The 16,758-nt window shown below is 39.6% G+C and carries 17 protein-coding genes; 10 read left to right on the top strand and 7 right to left on the bottom strand.

The window, feature by feature from the left end; translation table 11 throughout:
• Positions 1–100 precede the first annotated feature (100 nt).
• Positions 101–556, bottom strand: a complete 456-nt coding sequence (locus NDN11_RS11175) for a phasin family protein (protein ID WP_004807968.1) — start codon at positions 554–556, stop codon at positions 101–103.
• A gap of 208 nt (positions 557–764) precedes the next feature.
• Here NDN11_RS11175 and NDN11_RS11180 point away from each other — a divergent pair, with 208 nt between their 5' ends.
• From NDN11_RS11180 to fdx, 8 genes are all read left to right on the top strand, one after another.
• The gene (locus NDN11_RS11180) at positions 765–1,412 is read left to right on the top strand and encodes a hypothetical protein (protein WP_251109660.1); all 648 of its coding nucleotides are present in this window, start codon (positions 765–767) and stop codon (positions 1,410–1,412) included.
• 107 nt (positions 1,413–1,519) lie between these two features.
• Positions 1,520–1,993 carry an Rrf2 family transcriptional regulator gene (locus NDN11_RS11185; protein ID WP_004807972.1) on the top strand — a complete coding sequence of 158 codons (474 nt, stop codon included), beginning with the start codon at positions 1,520–1,522 and terminating at the stop codon, positions 1,991–1,993.
• A 1-nt stretch (position 1,994) separates the two neighbouring features.
• Positions 1,995–3,212: an IscS subfamily cysteine desulfurase gene (locus NDN11_RS11190; RefSeq protein ID WP_167249429.1), complete on the top strand. Its 1,218-nt coding sequence runs from the start codon at positions 1,995–1,997 to the stop codon at positions 3,210–3,212.
• A 79-nt stretch (positions 3,213–3,291) separates the two neighbouring features.
• Positions 3,292–3,678: a Fe-S cluster assembly scaffold IscU gene (gene iscU / locus NDN11_RS11195; protein WP_004652980.1), complete on the top strand. Its 387-nt coding sequence runs from the start codon at positions 3,292–3,294 to the stop codon at positions 3,676–3,678.
• Positions 3,679–3,707: 29 nt separating this feature from the next.
• Positions 3,708–4,028 carry an iron-sulfur cluster assembly protein IscA gene (iscA, locus tag NDN11_RS11200; protein WP_004807977.1) on the top strand — a complete coding sequence of 107 codons (321 nt, stop codon included), beginning with the start codon at positions 3,708–3,710 and terminating at the stop codon, positions 4,026–4,028.
• Between the two features lie 83 nt (positions 4,029–4,111).
• Entirely contained in the window at positions 4,112–4,630 is a 519-nt protein-coding gene (hscB, locus tag NDN11_RS11205; RefSeq protein ID WP_005202854.1) for a Fe-S protein assembly co-chaperone HscB, read from the top strand.
• Between the two features lie 38 nt (positions 4,631–4,668).
• On the top strand, positions 4,669–6,528 hold the full coding sequence (gene hscA / locus NDN11_RS11210; protein WP_251109661.1) for a Fe-S protein assembly chaperone HscA: 1,860 nt from the start codon (positions 4,669–4,671) through the stop codon (positions 6,526–6,528).
• Between the two features lie 17 nt (positions 6,529–6,545).
• Positions 6,546–6,884 (top strand): ISC system 2Fe-2S type ferredoxin, encoded by a 339-nt coding sequence (gene fdx / locus NDN11_RS11215; protein WP_005152126.1) that lies wholly within the window; start codon positions 6,546–6,548, stop codon positions 6,882–6,884.
• Between the two features lie 36 nt (positions 6,885–6,920).
• On the opposite strand, the gene NDN11_RS11220 is transcribed toward fdx, so the two are convergent.
• The 6 genes from NDN11_RS11220 to aceI form a co-directional block, all read right to left on the bottom strand.
• On the bottom strand, positions 6,921–7,763 hold the full coding sequence (locus NDN11_RS11220; protein ID WP_251109662.1) for a hypothetical protein: 843 nt from the start codon (positions 7,761–7,763) through the stop codon (positions 6,921–6,923).
• 125 nt (positions 7,764–7,888) lie between these two features.
• Positions 7,889–9,325: an adenylate/guanylate cyclase domain-containing protein gene (locus NDN11_RS11225; RefSeq protein ID WP_251109663.1), complete on the bottom strand. Its 1,437-nt coding sequence runs from the start codon at positions 9,323–9,325 to the stop codon at positions 7,889–7,891.
• Between the two features lie 51 nt (positions 9,326–9,376).
• The gene (locus tag NDN11_RS11230) at positions 9,377–9,811 is read right to left on the bottom strand and encodes an HIT domain-containing protein (RefSeq protein ID WP_032857985.1); all 435 of its coding nucleotides are present in this window, start codon (positions 9,809–9,811) and stop codon (positions 9,377–9,379) included.
• Positions 9,812–10,009: 198 nt separating this feature from the next.
• Complete coding sequence (gene mfd / locus NDN11_RS11235; protein WP_251109664.1) at positions 10,010–13,468, bottom strand: transcription-repair coupling factor; 3,459 nt, start codon at positions 13,466–13,468, stop codon at positions 10,010–10,012.
• A gap of 166 nt (positions 13,469–13,634) precedes the next feature.
• The gene (locus NDN11_RS11240) at positions 13,635–14,030 is read right to left on the bottom strand and encodes a tautomerase family protein (protein ID WP_167249420.1); all 396 of its coding nucleotides are present in this window, start codon (positions 14,028–14,030) and stop codon (positions 13,635–13,637) included.
• Between the two features lie 198 nt (positions 14,031–14,228).
• The gene (gene aceI / locus NDN11_RS11245) at positions 14,229–14,657 is read right to left on the bottom strand and encodes a chlorhexidine efflux PACE transporter AceI (RefSeq protein ID WP_251109665.1); all 429 of its coding nucleotides are present in this window, start codon (positions 14,655–14,657) and stop codon (positions 14,229–14,231) included.
• An 88-nt stretch (positions 14,658–14,745) separates the two neighbouring features.
• Here aceI and aceR point away from each other — a divergent pair, with 88 nt between their 5' ends.
• Both aceR and tal read left to right on the top strand, forming a co-directional pair.
• Positions 14,746–15,636 carry an HTH-type transcriptional regulator AceR gene (aceR, locus tag NDN11_RS11250; protein ID WP_167249417.1) on the top strand — a complete coding sequence of 297 codons (891 nt, stop codon included), beginning with the start codon at positions 14,746–14,748 and terminating at the stop codon, positions 15,634–15,636.
• A 114-nt stretch (positions 15,637–15,750) separates the two neighbouring features.
• Positions 15,751–16,740, top strand: a complete 990-nt coding sequence (gene tal, locus NDN11_RS11255) for a transaldolase (RefSeq protein ID WP_251109666.1) — start codon at positions 15,751–15,753, stop codon at positions 16,738–16,740.
• Positions 16,741–16,758 lie beyond the last annotated feature (18 nt).

Here is a 16,758-nt window from a genome sequence, read left to right on the forward strand (position 1 = left end):
TTATAGCAATGCTTTGGGGGAGAACGCAATACTAGAAAGACCTTTTAATTAAAATAAATACTGAAATACGACATAAACAGACGAGTTACCTGCAATTTTTTTACTTTTTATTCAATTTGGCCTTCAGTTGATTATTTTCTTCGATCAAAGCATCCACTTTAATATGAAGCTGAACAAGGAGCTGTTCGATGTGCTGAAGATCCTTCGGCGTAACTAAGCCAATACGATTCAATGAATGATTCACACCCGTATCTAAAATTTTTTCAACCTTGTCTTTAGTATCCGTTACGGACTCTTTGGCTTTCTCTGTCACCTTACCTACAGTATTATCTGCGAAATCGACCGTTTTAGACTCCAGCTCTTCACCGACCTTGACCAGTGAGTCAAACAATTTATTCCCTTCTTCTTCTGCACGTGAAAAAGCACCCAAACCAGCAAGCCAGATTTGTTGTGTATATTTTTTGAAATCCAGTGCAGATTTTTTAGAACTCTTTGATTTTGGCTTAGTTTTTACTTCAGCTTCTTCGTTAGGATTTTCTATGTTTGAGTTATCCATTGACCATTACTCCTAAGCTCTTTACAAACAGTATGTCGTATTTAACCATAAAAATGTTTTTATAATATCAAAGTTAAGACTTGATCGTTTTAAAAAACTGTTCTACAAAGCAATAAAGTCATGTAAATTATTTTTAACAATTGAGTAAGGATACTCAAAGTTTACAGATTTTATTGTTTTAACGTTATTGGTAAGGAAAAAGAGATCTATGAGTGATACGCAACAAAGACATAAACATCCCCATTTGTTGCTAAACATTGTCATCATTGTTTTAGAAACTTTTTTCTCCTTCATCCTTACACACGATGCTGGCTTACGCTTGCAAGCACAAAAGCTAATCGATAAAAAAATTACGATCCGAATCAACAGCTACATTCCATTCTTTAACTTTTACATCCAATTTACCGAGAAAGGTCTTTTGTTCGATATGAAAGCCTTGGATCGCAACATCGATTTAGAGATTAATAGCACACTGATCGATCTAATTAAGATTTTTGTGTTTAACAATCAACGAAGCATTAGCAATATGCGAATTTTAGGAGATGCGACGCTTGCTGAAGAGTTTTTAGATTTACTCCCGCACCTCACTCTCTCTAACATTTTAGCGAACTGGAAACAGTGGCTAAATATCTTTAACGATGAAGCTGAAGCAGTTGCATCACAGCAACGCATTGCTCCCCTACTCGACAAAATCGACCAACAGCGTTCTGAAATCAACACCTTGCTGGTTGAAGTAAAGCAATATCAAAACCGTATTCATCGCCTGCAAAAACGCCAGCGCTTGATCAATATTAGCTTCGCGCTATTAAGCTTTATTTTTATAGCCTTTTTTGTTTATAATACGTGGATACAATAATTCCAATATATTTTACTTTTCACACTGATAATGACAATTTAAAACTTGACTATTTTAGTCGGAATTCATAAAATTTACACATCTAGTCTAACCATGTGTACCGAATCATGCGTCTTACAACTCGCGGTCGTTACGCAGTGACTGCTCTACTTGATTTAGCTTTGCAGCCAACTGAACAAACGATCACGCTTGCGGAAATAGCAGCACGCCAATCCATTTCAGTCGCTTATTTAGAACAGTTATTCGCAAAACTTAAACGTCATGGGTTAGTTTCAAGCGTTCGTGGTGCAAATGGTGGCTATCACCTTGCCCGCACTGCAAGTGAAATCACTGTGCTAGAAATTATCGAAGCTGTAAATGAAACTGTCGATGCAACCCGTTGTGACCATAAAGGCAACTGCCAAAATGGTGCAATGTGTCTAACACACGACTTATGGCAAGAACTCTCCCACCATATTGCCGATTATCTCGCAAAAATCACCCTTGCTGATTTAATTGCGCGTGACAACGTTCAAACTGTTGCTCTACGCCAAAATTCACCAAGCTTAGATTCAGCCCTTCTATCGGTTACAGGTATTTGACATGAAACGTCCAATTTATCTTGATTACGCAGCAACGACTCCTGTACTGCCTGAAGTTGCAGAACGCATGATGGAATGTTTAACGTTCGAAGGGACATTTGGTAACCCTGCGTCACGTTCACATGCCTATGGTTGGCAAGCAGAAGAAAAAGCCGAATATGCACGTGAGCAAGTTGCAAACCTCATCAAAGCAGATCCTCGTGAAATCGTTTGGACTTCAGGTGCGACTGAATCTGACAACTTAGCATTAAAAGGGATTGCTCAGTTCTACGGCTCGAAAGGCAAGCACATCATTACAAGTAAAATCGAACACAAAGCTGTGTTAGACCCTTGTCGTGAACTTGAAGAACAAGGTTTCGAAATTACATATTTAGAACCAGAACCACGTACAGGTTTAATTACACCTGAGATGGTTAAAGCCGCTTTACGTCCAGATACTATTCTTGTGTCACTGATGATGGTGAACAACGAAATTGGTACAGTGACAGATGTTGCTGCAATTGGTGAATTAACACGCGCCAACAAGACATTCTTCCATGTCGATGCTGCACAAGCTGCGGGTAAAGTTGAGATTGATCTTTCAACCATGAAAGTCGACTTAATGAGTTTCTCTGGTCATAAAGTTTATGGTCCTAAAGGCATTGGCGCACTTTTCGTTCGTCGTAGCCCACGTGTTCGCTTAAAAGCTCAAATGCACGGTGGTGGTCATGAGCGTGGTATGCGTTCTGGTACTTTAGCGACACATCAAATTGTTGGTATGGGTGAAGCTTTTGAAATTGCTGGCAAAACTATGCAAGCAGAGCAAGAGCGTATCCGTAAATTACGCGACAAGCTTTGGAATGGTTTACAAGACCTTGAACAAGTGTTCTTGAATGGCCACCCAACGCAAAACGTTGCAAACTATCTAAATGTCAGCTTCAACTTTGTTGAAGGTGAATCACTGATGATGGCACTGAAAGATGTTGCTGTTTCAAGCGGTTCAGCATGTACATCTGCAACTTTAGAGCCTTCATACGTTTTACGTGCTTTAGGTTTATCTGATGAGTTAGCGCACAGTTCAATCCGTTTCAGTTTTGGCAAATACACAACTGAAGCAGATATTGATCACGTGTTAACAATTACCAAAGCTGCAGTTGAGAAATTGCGTGAACTTTCTCCGCTTTGGGATATGTACAAAGAAGGTATCGACCTTTCAACAGTTGAATGGGCTGAACACTAATTCATTGAACCCTCAATTGAAAAACGTGTTTTTACCCTCATATTAATATTAGGCTGACCCCGAGGTTTGGAGAAGCAACATGGCTTATAGCGAAAAAGTAATTGATCATTACGAAAACCCTCGTAATGTTGGTGTTTTAGACAAAAATGCAGAAAACGTAGGTACAGGTATGGTCGGCGCACCAGCTTGTGGCGACGTGATGCGTTTACAGATTCAAGTCGATGACAATGGCGTAATTGAAGAAGCTCGCTTCAAAACTTACGGCTGTGGTTCTGCAATTGCATCAAGCTCTCTTGTAACCGAATGGTTAAAAGGTAAAACGCTTGATGAAGCTCAATCAATCAAGAATATTGATATCGCGACTGAGCTTGCACTTCCACCAGTGAAAGTACACTGCTCTGTATTGGCTGAAGATGCAATTAAAGCTGCGATTGAAGATTATCGCGGTAAAAAAGCGAAAGCTTAATTGATCACCGAAATAACATTGGAGTTTTCATGATCCATTTAACTGAAAATGCTGCGAGTCACATCAGCAATTACCTGCAAAATCGAGGTAAGGGTGAAGGCATTCGTATTGGTGTGAAAACTTCGGGTTGTTCTGGGTTGGCTTATGTACTTGAGTTTGTCGATGATGTCGACACCCATGACCAAGTATTTGAACAACTTGGTGTTAAAGTTTTTGTTGACCCTAAAAGCTTGGTTTATCTCAATGGTTTAGAGATGGACTATGTCAAAAATGGTCTTAACGAAGGCTTTGAATTTAACAACCCAAATCAAAAAGGTGAATGTGGTTGCGGTGAATCATTTACCGTTTAACTGGCAACACCCTCTTTCTTTTCGTCAAAACAGTGTGTTCCGCACTGTTTTAACGTATTTATCAATAGCGGAATTCATCTCCCATGAATCATTTTGAGTTGTTCCAATTACCCGAAGCACTCGATATAGATTTAGCAGCTTTAAAAAAACAGTTTTTAAGTTTGCAACAGCAATATCACCCAGATAAAGCCACTGACAAAGATCAAGCCTTGATCAAGTCAAGCGAAATCAACCAAGCATATAAAGTACTTTCACAAGTTGATAGTCGTGCTGCGTATCTGCTTGCCTTAAAAAAACAAGATCATCATCTGGATCAATCCATTAGTGATTTTGAATTTTTGCAATCTGCACTCGAAATGCGTGAACAACTAGATGAAGCAACATCTACAGAGCAATTAAATACTTTAAAAGTTGAAATTCAGCAATGGATCGATGGTCTAGTTCGCGAATTTAAAATTGATTTTGCTGACGAAGACTGGGCAGAAGCACGTGATACTGTTCGTAAATTACGTTTTTTCCAACGTGTTATGAATGATATTGATAAAGCTGAAGATCGCATGTTGGACGAAGAAGAAAGCTTCGACCTCGATGATGATTTTTAATCCGCTGTTACCGATTATTTTCAAGGGATACCGCACGCATGGCGCTTTTGCAAATTGCTGAACCAGGTCAAGCTACTGCCCCGCATCAACATCGTATTGCGATCGGCATTGACTTGGGGACAACCCACTCTCTAGTGGCGACAGTGCTATCGGGAAAACCGAAAGTTCTACAAGATGACAAAGACCGAGTGCTACTCCCGTCTATTGTTCATTATGCAAAGGATTCAACAACGTTTGGCTATGAAGCTAAACCGTTTATGCTGAGTGATCCTAAAAATACAGTTGTTTCAGTAAAACGCTTTATGGGGCGTTCGCAAGCAGATATCAAATTCCAACATCCATACACACTTGTGGGTGCAGAAAATGAAATGCCTGCATTTGAAACTGCGGCTGGTCGTAAAACCCCTGTTGAAATTTCTGCTGAAATTTTAAAACAGTTAAAAGATCGGGCTGAAGCAAGTCTGAGTAACCCTGTAAATGGTGCAGTGATTACCGTCCCTGCCTATTTTGATGAAGCACAACGTCAAGCCACACGCGATGCCGCTCAGCTTGCAGGCTTAAATGTTTTACGTTTACTGAATGAACCTACAGCGGCAGCTGTTGCTTATGGATTGGATCAAGACACCAATCTCAGCACAGACCGTAACTATGTGATTTACGACTTAGGGGGCGGTACATTTGACGTCTCTATCTTACGTTTTTCACAAGGTGTATTTGAAGTTCTTGCGACTGGTGGACACACGGCTCTTGGTGGCGATGACCTTGATCGATTAATCGTAAAATGGGCGAAAAAACAGCTCAACATCGATACGTTAAGTGATGAAGAATACGCTGTTTTCATCATGGCTGCACGTCAAGCCAAAGAGCATTTAACAGACCATGATTCTGCTGAATTAAAACTATTGGATGATCGTCTAACTTTAGATCGTTCAACTTTTGAATCAATTATTCAAGTTGCACTCGATAAAACCATGAGTGTCTGCAAACGTGTATTACGTGATGCTAAGCTTGAACTTGATGAAATTGAACATGTCGTTCTTGTTGGCGGTTCTACGCGCTCTTATGCAGTACAAAAAGCAGTTCGTGAATTATTCGAACGTGAACCACTTTGCACCATCAACCCAGATGAAGTGGTTGCGATTGGCGCATCAATTACTGCAAACCAGTTGATTAGTAATAGCCAAGATGGCTCATTATTACTTGATGTGACCCCACTCTCTCTTGGTCTTGAAACCATGGGTGGTTTGGTTGAACGTTTGATTTCACGCAATACAGCAATTCCTGTTGCACGCCGTCAAGAATTCACTACTTACCAAGATGGCCAAACCGCCATGTTGATTCATGTGGTTCAGGGTGAGCGTGATTTGGTTGAACATTGCCGTTCATTGGGTCGCTTTGTTTTACATGGCATTCCTCCAATGACTGCAGGTCAAGCACGTATTGAAGTAACGTTCCAAGTTGATGCTGATGGCTTACTCACAGTATCGGCTAAAGAAACAACTTCTGGTGTTCAAGCGCAAATCGATATTAAGCCATCTTACGGTCTATCATCAGCAGATACTGAACGCTTATTGGTTGAAGGTTTCCAATATGCTGAGGAAGATAAACATCTCCGTCACTTGCAAGAAACCAAAGTTGAAGCACAACGTGAGTTAGAAGCTTTAGAACAAGCTTTAAAAGCAGATACTGATTTACTCTCTCAGCAACAAGCACGTGACTTAATTCTTGCTGCTGAAGCGTTAAAAGCCCGTCTTAAAACAGACGAGCTGGCAGCGATTGAGCATGCTGTTCAACAGCTTAAAATTCATAGTGATGCCTTTGCTGCGCTTCGTATGAACCGACATATTGACCATGCCTTAAAAGGTACGAAACTTGAAGATTGGTCAAACTCAAACTAAAGGTATAGGTGATCAATATGCCACGTATTAAAGTTCTTCCTCATGCACAAATTTGCCCTGAAGGCGCAGAATTTGAAGTCGAACAAAACGCCAATTTATGCCAAAGTTTATTAAAACAAGGCATTAAAATTGAACATGCTTGTGACATGTCAGCGGCATGTACGACCTGCCATGTGGTTGTGCGTAAAGGTTTTGACAGCCTTGAAGAAATGAATGATGTAGAAGCAGACTTGCTTGACCGTGCTTGGGGCTTAGAGCCTGATTCTCGCCTGTCTTGCCAAGTAGAGATTGTTGATGAAGATTTAGAAATCGAAATTCCTAAATACACCATCAACCATGCTTCGGAAAATCATTAATTTTTCTAAAAAACTCCTCGTTAACGAGGAGTTTTTTTATATAAAAAGAAAAAATAGCCCCATTAAGATCGCTACACTAAAGAGCATAAAAAACCAGCTAAATTTAATTTTTGATGCCTGTTTAGTAGTGGGTTCTTGAATTAGAGGTGTTTGTTTCTCAAAAATCTGAGCCAATTGAGGTCGAAGTAAAATTTCTTCTAAATATTCATTATTTATAATCTTATTTAACACATCCTTTTCCACATCATACAAACCGCCACCATTACTATGCGCAGCCAAATCCAGCCATTTATCTTTAAAGAAATTATTTGGCCAAAAATAGGATGGTAAAAACATAATATAATTTGGGTTTTGTTCTGACACAATGATTGGAAAAACCTTCATTGCAAGAAGCCCACCTGGTAAATGCCGATACTCAAACCACATTGAAGACATCTTTAACGGTAAAGCCGCTAAACTTTGCGGAAAGGGATAATTAAATACTCGTGTAAATTCATTGGTCAAATGCGCAGCATAATTCTTTTGATCTAAGAAATCTGGAGTAGTTCCTTTTAAGGAAAATAACTGCTCTGCCGCTTCCACAAGTTGAACTGGTTGCATTTCCCCCGATGGATCAAATACAACCTCTCCAGCACACGATATCCACTCAGGTTCGAATAAATTCCTATTCGCTTGCACTAATGATGCCCAGACAATCTTGCCAGTCGTATATAACGTAGGCATTGCTTTGATTTGACCATAAAGTGGATCATCATACATCCACATAGATGGTGCTACCTGTAAATAAGGTCTTAATGGCTTTGGTAATTTTAAGATTAAATCCTTAATATCCAAATCATCCAGCATCGCCGTATTCAGGCTTTCTATCACTTGCTGCATTTTTATTTATTCTCTTTATTAGAATTAAGATATCGATAAAACTTTGATGCAATTCTTTTCAAGAAACCATACAACGGTTGTTTTAATAGAAATAACCGCCTGAATTAAAAAATCTAAGCCAAGGATTATCTGACTTCATCATCCAAAGTCAGTTTTGGGATACCCTGTGCATTGGTAATTTTTTGCTGGGTCTTGATCCGCTGAACCATATTTTCCAATATCTCTACCAGTTCAGGATATTCATAGTTCTGTACTTCTTCCAGATTTAAGACCAGATGGAAGCCTTTATAATCGAAATCGAACCATTTCTGCGTATCTGATTTCTTACCTGTGAATTTCTCCATCACTTGCCAAGTTTTAACAGGACCTTGAATACCTTTTAAATAAATTGGCACTTTAGGCACACATAAAAACTCATTCTTAATCAGCTGATGTGTGTCATCGGCAATCAGGATTTCATCAACTTCAGCCGCAGACTGCAAACGTGCCGCCAAATTTACATCACGACCAACAATGGTATAGGCCATACGATGAGAAGCACCATAGTTACCCACGTGGCAATAACCTGTACTGATGCCCATACGGATATGCAAAGCGGGATAACCCATTTTCTTCCAACGTTCACGTAACAATTTCATCTGTTGACGCATCGCAATTGCCATTTCTACGCAAGATTTTGCATCTTGCTCAACGCCTTGCGAGTTTGGATCACCAAAGAAAATAAGAATCGCATCACCCATAAACTTGTCGACTGTTGCTTCATACTGTTTTGCAATTTCAGTCATATGACTCAAATAATCATTCAGCAAGAAGGCTAAATCGTCTGGGATTAGGGTTTCAGAAAGCTCAGTAAAACCTTGAATATCCGAGAAGAAAATGGTTAGTTTTTTACGTTTATATTCAATTTTCGCCTCTGCCTCACCACGCATAATTGACTGCCATAACTGCAGTGGCGCATAACGGCTAAGCTGATTTGCAAAAGCGATATAACGCGTCATTTGATTATGGTAGTGCTGGCGTTGTTGGCCAAGAATATTCAAGCGACGATGCTGATAATAGTTACCAATCACAATAAACATCATCAAACCAAGCAAACTAACGACTGTTAATTCAGGATTGGTTGGTTCGAAATATTCTTCCGCGCCAAAAATCACAAAAGTACTGAAATAGAAAACAATGACGCCAATCAAACCAATTAAACAAGAGACTGGCAGAGAAATTTTGTTGTTCAATCCTACATAAAGCAATCCGAATAGAATCGTAAAGGTGGGAACTAAACTGAGATGCAATGCAGCGAGAATCAGCGCAATAATTACTGCCTCATTGCCAAAAAGAACATTTTTTTCTATTTTTTTATCAAATTTATATTGCAGCCATTTTTCTAAACGGGGACAAAGCAGAAAATAAATAAGTAATAAAGGTAGAAGATAGAGTTGATAGCTAGCACTAGTTGAGGTAAATGTATAAATTACCAAAATTAGTGACAGAATCGAATATCCCATCAAACGATGAAAATAAGCAAACTGTCTAGGTTCTTTATCAATCAACCTATCTAGTGGCACTCTATCCTCCTATTCTTATTATAGAATACTGTATTTATTCTATTTTCTGGATCAGTCCATACGCCAATCAAATGGCATATCACCCTGTCCACGCAATGCCAGCATTAACGTTTGACGCATATGTGCAAGTACTTCATTGCTATATGGTACAGCTGGTGTTCCCCACACTGGCTTAGGCCATGCAACATCATTTTGATAACGTACCACATGATGAAAATGAAGCTGAGGAACAACATTTCCTAAAGCAGCAACATTCATCTTGTCTGCACGGAACACACGCGAAAGTTGACTAGATAACCAGCTAGACTCACGTAAAAACTGTTCTTGGTCAGCTTGGCTTAATTCATATAATTCTGTTACGCCTGGTACACGTGGTACAAGGATCAACCAAGGAAATTGCATATCATTCATTAAACGACATGTTGAAAGCGGGAAGTCGCCTACAAAAAATGTATCTTGAGCAAGTTGTGGATGCAAACTAAACATATCTTTATAAATGATGCAGAATAATGATGATCAATACTATCACATCAGTTTTGATGTGAATATTATTAGTAACCTGTTTGATTACAAATAACAATGATTTTCCTCATTTATTGCGTGAACATCTGATCAAAAACATCAGTGCATCTCGCTAAAAACAGAACTTGCTCAATTAACAATCAAACCGAGATTATCAAAGGCTCAGTTCAACTCGCTTAATAGCTTATTTAATAAGTCGACAATGAACTGAATCCGTTTATCGTATTCAGCTAATTGCACCATGACTTTCAGACGTTGCCCACCTTCCATTCGATAGTAGGTTGGATTCTTCTGCATCAATTGAATGATACTGATGGCTTGAACAGGTGTATCTGGGGCAAATTCGATATAACCTCCATTACTATTGATGTCAATTTTGGTAATTCCCAATTGCTCTGCACGCAAGCGTAACTGATGCACACTAAATAATTGCTTCACAGGCTGTGGCGGAATACCAAAACGATCAATCAACTCCATACGAATATTGTCGAGCTTTTCTTGGCTATCTGTATTACTAATGCGCTTATAAAATAACAAACGTTGATGCACATCACCCAAGTACTCATCTGGGATCAGGGCTGGCATATGCAAGTTAATTTCGGCAGTTAATGATAATGGTGCATCAAAATTAGGAGTTTTACCTTTTTGAATGGCTTTGGTCGCTTTCTCAAGCATTTCCATATACAGACTATAACCAATCGCCTGCATTGAGCCACTTTGCTGCTCACCGAGTAGCTCACCAGCCCCACGAATCTCCAAATCTTCGGTTGCAAGCATGAAACCTGCACCAAGTGTTGAAGCGCGTTGAATGGCATCTAAACGTTTTTCCGCATCACCTTTGAGATGTTTAAGTGATGGAACCAGTAGATAGGCATAAGCTTGATGATGCGAACGCCCGACACGACCACGTAATTGATGCAGTTGTGCAAGTCCTAATTTATCGGCACGTTCGATGATGATTGTATTGGCATTAGGAACATCAATACCCGTTTCGATAATGGTTGAACACACCAGTACGTTATATTCTTTGTGATAGAACTGCTGCATCACCTGCTCAAGCTCACGTTCACGCATTTGCCCGTGTGCCACAGCCACCCGTGCTTCAGGGACTAAATTACGAATCGTTTCAGCGGCACGTTCAATGGTATCTACCTCATTGTGCAACAAGTACACCTGACCACCACGTAATAACTCACGCAGAATCGCTTCTTTGACCGAATCATCGGTATGTTCTTGTACAAAGGTTTTAACGGCTAAACGACGTGCTGGTGGTGTTGCAATAATTGATAGATCGCGCATCCCTGAGAATGCCATATTTAAAGTACGTGGAATTGGGGTCGCTGTTAAAGTCAACATATCGACATCGGCACGTAATGCCTTGATCCGTTCTTTATCACGAACACCAAAGCGATGTTCCTCATCGACAATCATTAATCCAAGATTCTTAAACTGGATATTTTCTTGCAGAATTTTATGCGTTCCAACCACAATATCGACTTTGCCTTCAGCAAGATCTTCAATGGTTTTTAAGTGGGTTTTATTACTGCCAAAGCGAGACAATACTTCAATGCGTACCGCGGTATCGGCAAAGCGATCTTTAAATGATTCATAATGCTGCTGTGCCAACAATGTCGTTGGCACCAGCACCGCTACTTGTTTGTTGTTTTGTACAGCAACAAATGCAGCACGCATTGCCACTTCAGTTTTACCAAAGCCAACATCACCACAAACCAAGCGGTCCATCGGTTTGGCAAGCTGCATATCATGGATAGTAGCTTCAATCGCATTGGCTTGGTCTAAAGTCTCTTCATAGGCAAAGCCACTGGAGAATTGCATATATCCAGTATGATCCAGTTCGAAAGCAAAACCAGGTTTGGATTGACGACGGGCCTGAATATGCAATAACTCTGCAGCAACATCATGGATTTGCTCCAAAGCTTTGCGTTTGGCTTTGCTCCAAGTATCTGTACCCAGTTTATGCAATGGTGCTAAATCTGGATCGCCGCCACTATAACGACTGATCAGATGTAAATTGGTTACAGGAACATATACTTTAGCGCCATCAGCATAATCGAGCTGTAAGAATTCATGATCCTGCTCATCAATTTCTAAGGTAATCAAACCCGCATAACGTCCAACACCATGATCGATATGCACTACAGGTGCACCTATACTTAACTCGGTTAAACTACGAACCAAGAACTCTTCAGATACTTCTTGCTGTCGCTTACGACGGCGCTGTACGACCCGATGCTCATAGAGCTGGTTTTCTGAAATAACCGAAAGTTGATTAGTCAGCAACAAACCGCGATCTAGCGGTGCACTGGTAATCGCAACCTGTAGCTGATCTTTTTGGAATTGGGTAAAACTCTCTACATTTTGGATTTCACCCAAAACGCCACGCAATGCATCTTTTAGCGTTTCACGACGCCCTGCACTTTCAGCAACCAACAAAACCGGATGCTTGGCTTGGTCGATATAATGCTTTACCGCTTCGAAAGGCTGTTCTTTTTTCGAATCAACTGCCAGCTTAGGCGGTTGTTCAGCTGCAATATTGAGTACACCTGCTTTGCTCTCGAAAACTTCTGCTGAAGCCAAAATTCGTGGGAATTGATTTAATGCCTGTAATACATGATTAGGCATTAAAAAAAGTTCTTCAGGTGCAAGAATTGGTTGATCAATGTTGTGGCGTCGGTCTTCATAACGACGTATTACTTCTTTCCAGAAGTTAATTAAATCATCTTCAATTTCATTATTTGTAATTACAACACAATTACTTGGTAAGTATGTCGTCAGCATACTCTGCGCTTCCATTACCTTCTTATCAAAGAATAATGGTAAATAAAACTCTAAACCTGGAGTTGCAATTCCTTCAAGTACATCTTGATAAATTGGATTTTTTTTAGGATTTGCAGTTGGGAAGCTTTCTGCATAACGATCTCTAAAGGTTGAACGCCCCTCTTTCAATGGGAATTCTTTTGCTGGTAATACCGTAAAGTTTTTTAAAGATTCTGTAGTCCTTTGTGTTTCAGGATCAAAGAATTTTAAGCTTTCAATTTCATCATCAAATAAATCAATTCGAATCGGTTCATCTTGCCCTGAAGCATAAATATCCATGATGCTACCGCGAACAGCAAATTCGCCATGATCATAAACCGTGTCAACTAAACGATAGCCTGCTTGAACCAATTGTTTTTTTTGTGCTTCTAAATCGAGTTTTTGACCAACCTTAATATCAAAATGTTCACCCACAACCCACGAATACGGTGCAACGCGCTGCGCCAAAGTACTGGCAGAAACCAGTAAAATGCCCTTTTGTGGCATATTAGATAAGATTGCCAAACGCTCAGAGACGATATCTTGATGTGGAGATAAACGGTCATAAGGCAAGATTTCCCAATCGGGGAAAATTACAGGTTTGATTCCGTAGAATTCCAGTTCGCTTTCCAACTGAGCAAGATGCTGATTATTTCTTGCAACAATGACGTATAGATTTGAACTTTGAGTGGCAATTTCTTTGAATAATAGTGCCGCTGACGATCCCAGTAAGGAACCGATCCAGCGTTTTTCACCCGCTTTGAATTGTTGTAGGTTTAATTGAGAAATTTCTTGTTGAAACATAGAGAAAATCATGCAATCTAAAAAGATAAGTTCCCTATTTTAGCATGATGTTTTTTAGATAAAGAAGAAATTCGCCCTTTGATCAATATGATTTAGTTTACTTAGGCTATTTTCCTATTTAAAGAAAAGAAAGCCCTGATAGAGCTTTCCTTTTTAAAACCTTGTTCTAAACATCAATTTTAAAACCTAAATTAACATCACAAGCCGCTTGCCCACCGCGTACACCAAAGTTTTCCGAAGGAAGCTCTCGCAGCATAATTTTAACATGGTCTTTGGGTATGCCAATTGGTTCAAGATTGTTCACGATCATTTTATATAGCTGTCGTTTTGCATCTAAGGAACGTCCAAGGAAAGCATCAATACTGATCAAGGTATAACATTCAGGTTTTGCTTTTTCTGGCGGACATTGAAAACGATGTGCTTGATGCACAATTAAACGTACATTTCGATCACTTGCCATGATTTTAAAAGCATCTCTGAGTGCGGAATGCACTGCCTCCATAATCTCTAGTTCTTCATCTATTGTGTATTGTTGCCTGACCTCTATAAGTACACTCGGCATGTTTTTATTCTCCTACGATCTAGCGTGATGAAATATTTGTATTTTCACTTTTATTTTTTCAAAACTTGCACTTCCGATATTAAATAAACTTCATCGTGCTGACTTTATAGATACTGTAATTAAATTGTGCTTATTTTATTAGCTCAATAAAAAAGCATTCTTCAGAATCCGCTGAAGAATGCTTTTGAACAACCTTGCTTAAAATGCAAGTTTTGCATTTGGGAAGTAACGCTCTTCCACCATGTCATAACACCACTGGAAGATAAAGGTATACACCAAAATACATAGCGTTAAGCCAATATCTAAAATAAATGCTTCAATAATTGTCATATTCATCATATATGCAATCATTGGTACAGTCGCAATGAGCAAACCACCTTCGAATCCAATCGCATGTAAAATACGTACAGGAATCGTTCTTTCCCAATTAAATTTACCTTCGATCTTTTCAAAATAATTATTAAAAACCATATTCCAGACGACAGAAACAGCAGCCATAAATACACCTAGAGTACCAGTCACTTCCATCGGCATACTAAAAATAAAACTTAATGCAATTGCGATGATGACCAATAAAATCACTTCATATACGATTGCATGAATGAGTCTTCTTTTGGAAATCAACATTTCTATAACACTCTCTTGTTTGGATATGCACCATTTTATTTTTATAATACTGATCAATCCAATTAGATTCTTTCAGTTTTTTTGACAGATGAATATTAACCAAGAACAACTCATCATGTTTCAAACCGTGATTGAAACAGGCTCCTTCTCTGCCGCAGCACGAAAATTGGGAAAAGTCCCCTCTGCTGTAAGTATGTCCATTGCCAATTTAGAAATCGACCTCAATCTCAATCTATTTGAGCGCATTGGCCGTGAGCCCGTTCCAACTGATGAAGCCAGAGCGCTCTATGAAAAGACGCAGCAGCTATTGATTGAAATGAATCAATGGAAGCAACATGCGCATGCATTGAGTACAGGTTTAGAATCAACTTTAAATATTGTGGTGGTTTCTGAACTGTTGCATACCAACTGGACAGACTACATCACCCTGCTAGAGCAACGTTTTCCGAGTCTCGCTATAAATATTTTTTCTGCACCACAAGAAGATGCTCTACAGATGTTGCTGGATCAATCTGCACAGCTTGCCTTGATGTTTGAGCGTGAGCAATTGGATAGCCGTGAACAATTTGTTGAACTCAAACGGGAAGCCCTCGTCCCTGTTATTGCGAAAAATCACCCCCTAGCAGCGCTTGATCAAGTGTCATTTGAGCAAATGGTGCAGACACGGCAAATTGTTGTAGCCAGTCGTGATCATACCATCAAACCTGAACTGCTTTATTCCAAAGACTATTGGCGAACAGATAATCATCACTCTGCAAGTATGATGATTGTTCGCAATTTGGGTTGGGGGGTATTGCCCTTACAAATGTTTAATGAAAACCCTGAACTTAAAAAGAAACTTAAGATTTTGGATCTTTATGATTTCACGCCTAAATTTGAGTACTACGTTGATTTGGTTTGGAGCCGAGAAAGTGACTTGGGTGCTGCGGCAAGGTTCTTAATAGAACACATCAGGAAACAACGTCAGCAAAATGAGTGAGCACAATTGACTTGATCGAATCATCTGTGAATAAAAAGCGGTACTTTGCTTTCACACAGATTGTGTTATAACAGAAGTTACCAATAATATTGTCTATGTAAGAACACGATATAAATGACTCAGACCGCATTACACCAATTAAAAAATTTAACAACTGTTGTTGCAGATAGTAGTGATCTGGAAGCGATTGAAAAATTCCGTCCATTAGATGCAACCACAAACCCCTCACTCATCACTGCTGCGGCTGAACAACCAGAAAGCAGAGAGCTGATTGAAGATGCTTATACCCAAGCTAAACAGGAAGGGTATCAAAGTGATGAACTAATTGAGCGCACAATCGATATTCTAACAGTGAAGTTTGGCGTCGAAATTTTAAAATTGATCAATGGCCGTATTTCGACAGAAGTTGATGCGTCTTTGTCCTATGATACTGAAGCAACCATTGCCAAAGCACGTGAGTTGTCTAAACTTTATCAGGGTTATGGCATTGAACAATCCCGTATCCTGATTAAGATCGCGTCGACTTGGGAAGGCATTCAAGCAGCAAAAGTGCTTGAAGCTGAAGGTATTCCATGTAATCTCACTTTATTATTTGGTCTACATCAAGCTCAGGCTTGTGCTGATGCAAAAATCACTCTTATCTCACCTTTCGTCGGTCGTATCTTAGATTGGTACAAAAAAGCTGAAGGTGTAGAGCAGTATCCGATTGCAAAAGATCCAGGCGTACTCTCTGTGAAAAAGATTTATAACTACTACAAGCAAAATGGCATCGCAACACAAGTGATGGGCGCAAGCTTCCGTAGTACAGCACAAGTGCTTGGTCTGGCGGGTTGTGACTTACTCACCATTGCCCCAAATCTATTGGCCCAGTTGGAACAAGATCAACAAGTTGTTGAAGCTCAACTCAGTGTTGAATCAGCCCAACAAGCTGAAAAAATAGAACGCTCTGCACAAACCAAAGAAAGTTTTAAAGCTGAACTTGAGCAAGATTTGATGGCTTTCCAATTATTGCAAGGCGGTATTGATGGTTTTATCAAGGCACGTGATCAACTCAGCTTATTGCTGCGCCAGTCTTTTGGAATTGATGCTGAAATCAAACCATAATTAGTCGATTTTTCACCT

This window comes from Acinetobacter sp. C26M, from assembly GCF_023702675.1.
In the GTDB taxonomy this organism is placed as follows: Bacteria; Pseudomonadota; Gammaproteobacteria; order Pseudomonadales; family Moraxellaceae; genus Acinetobacter.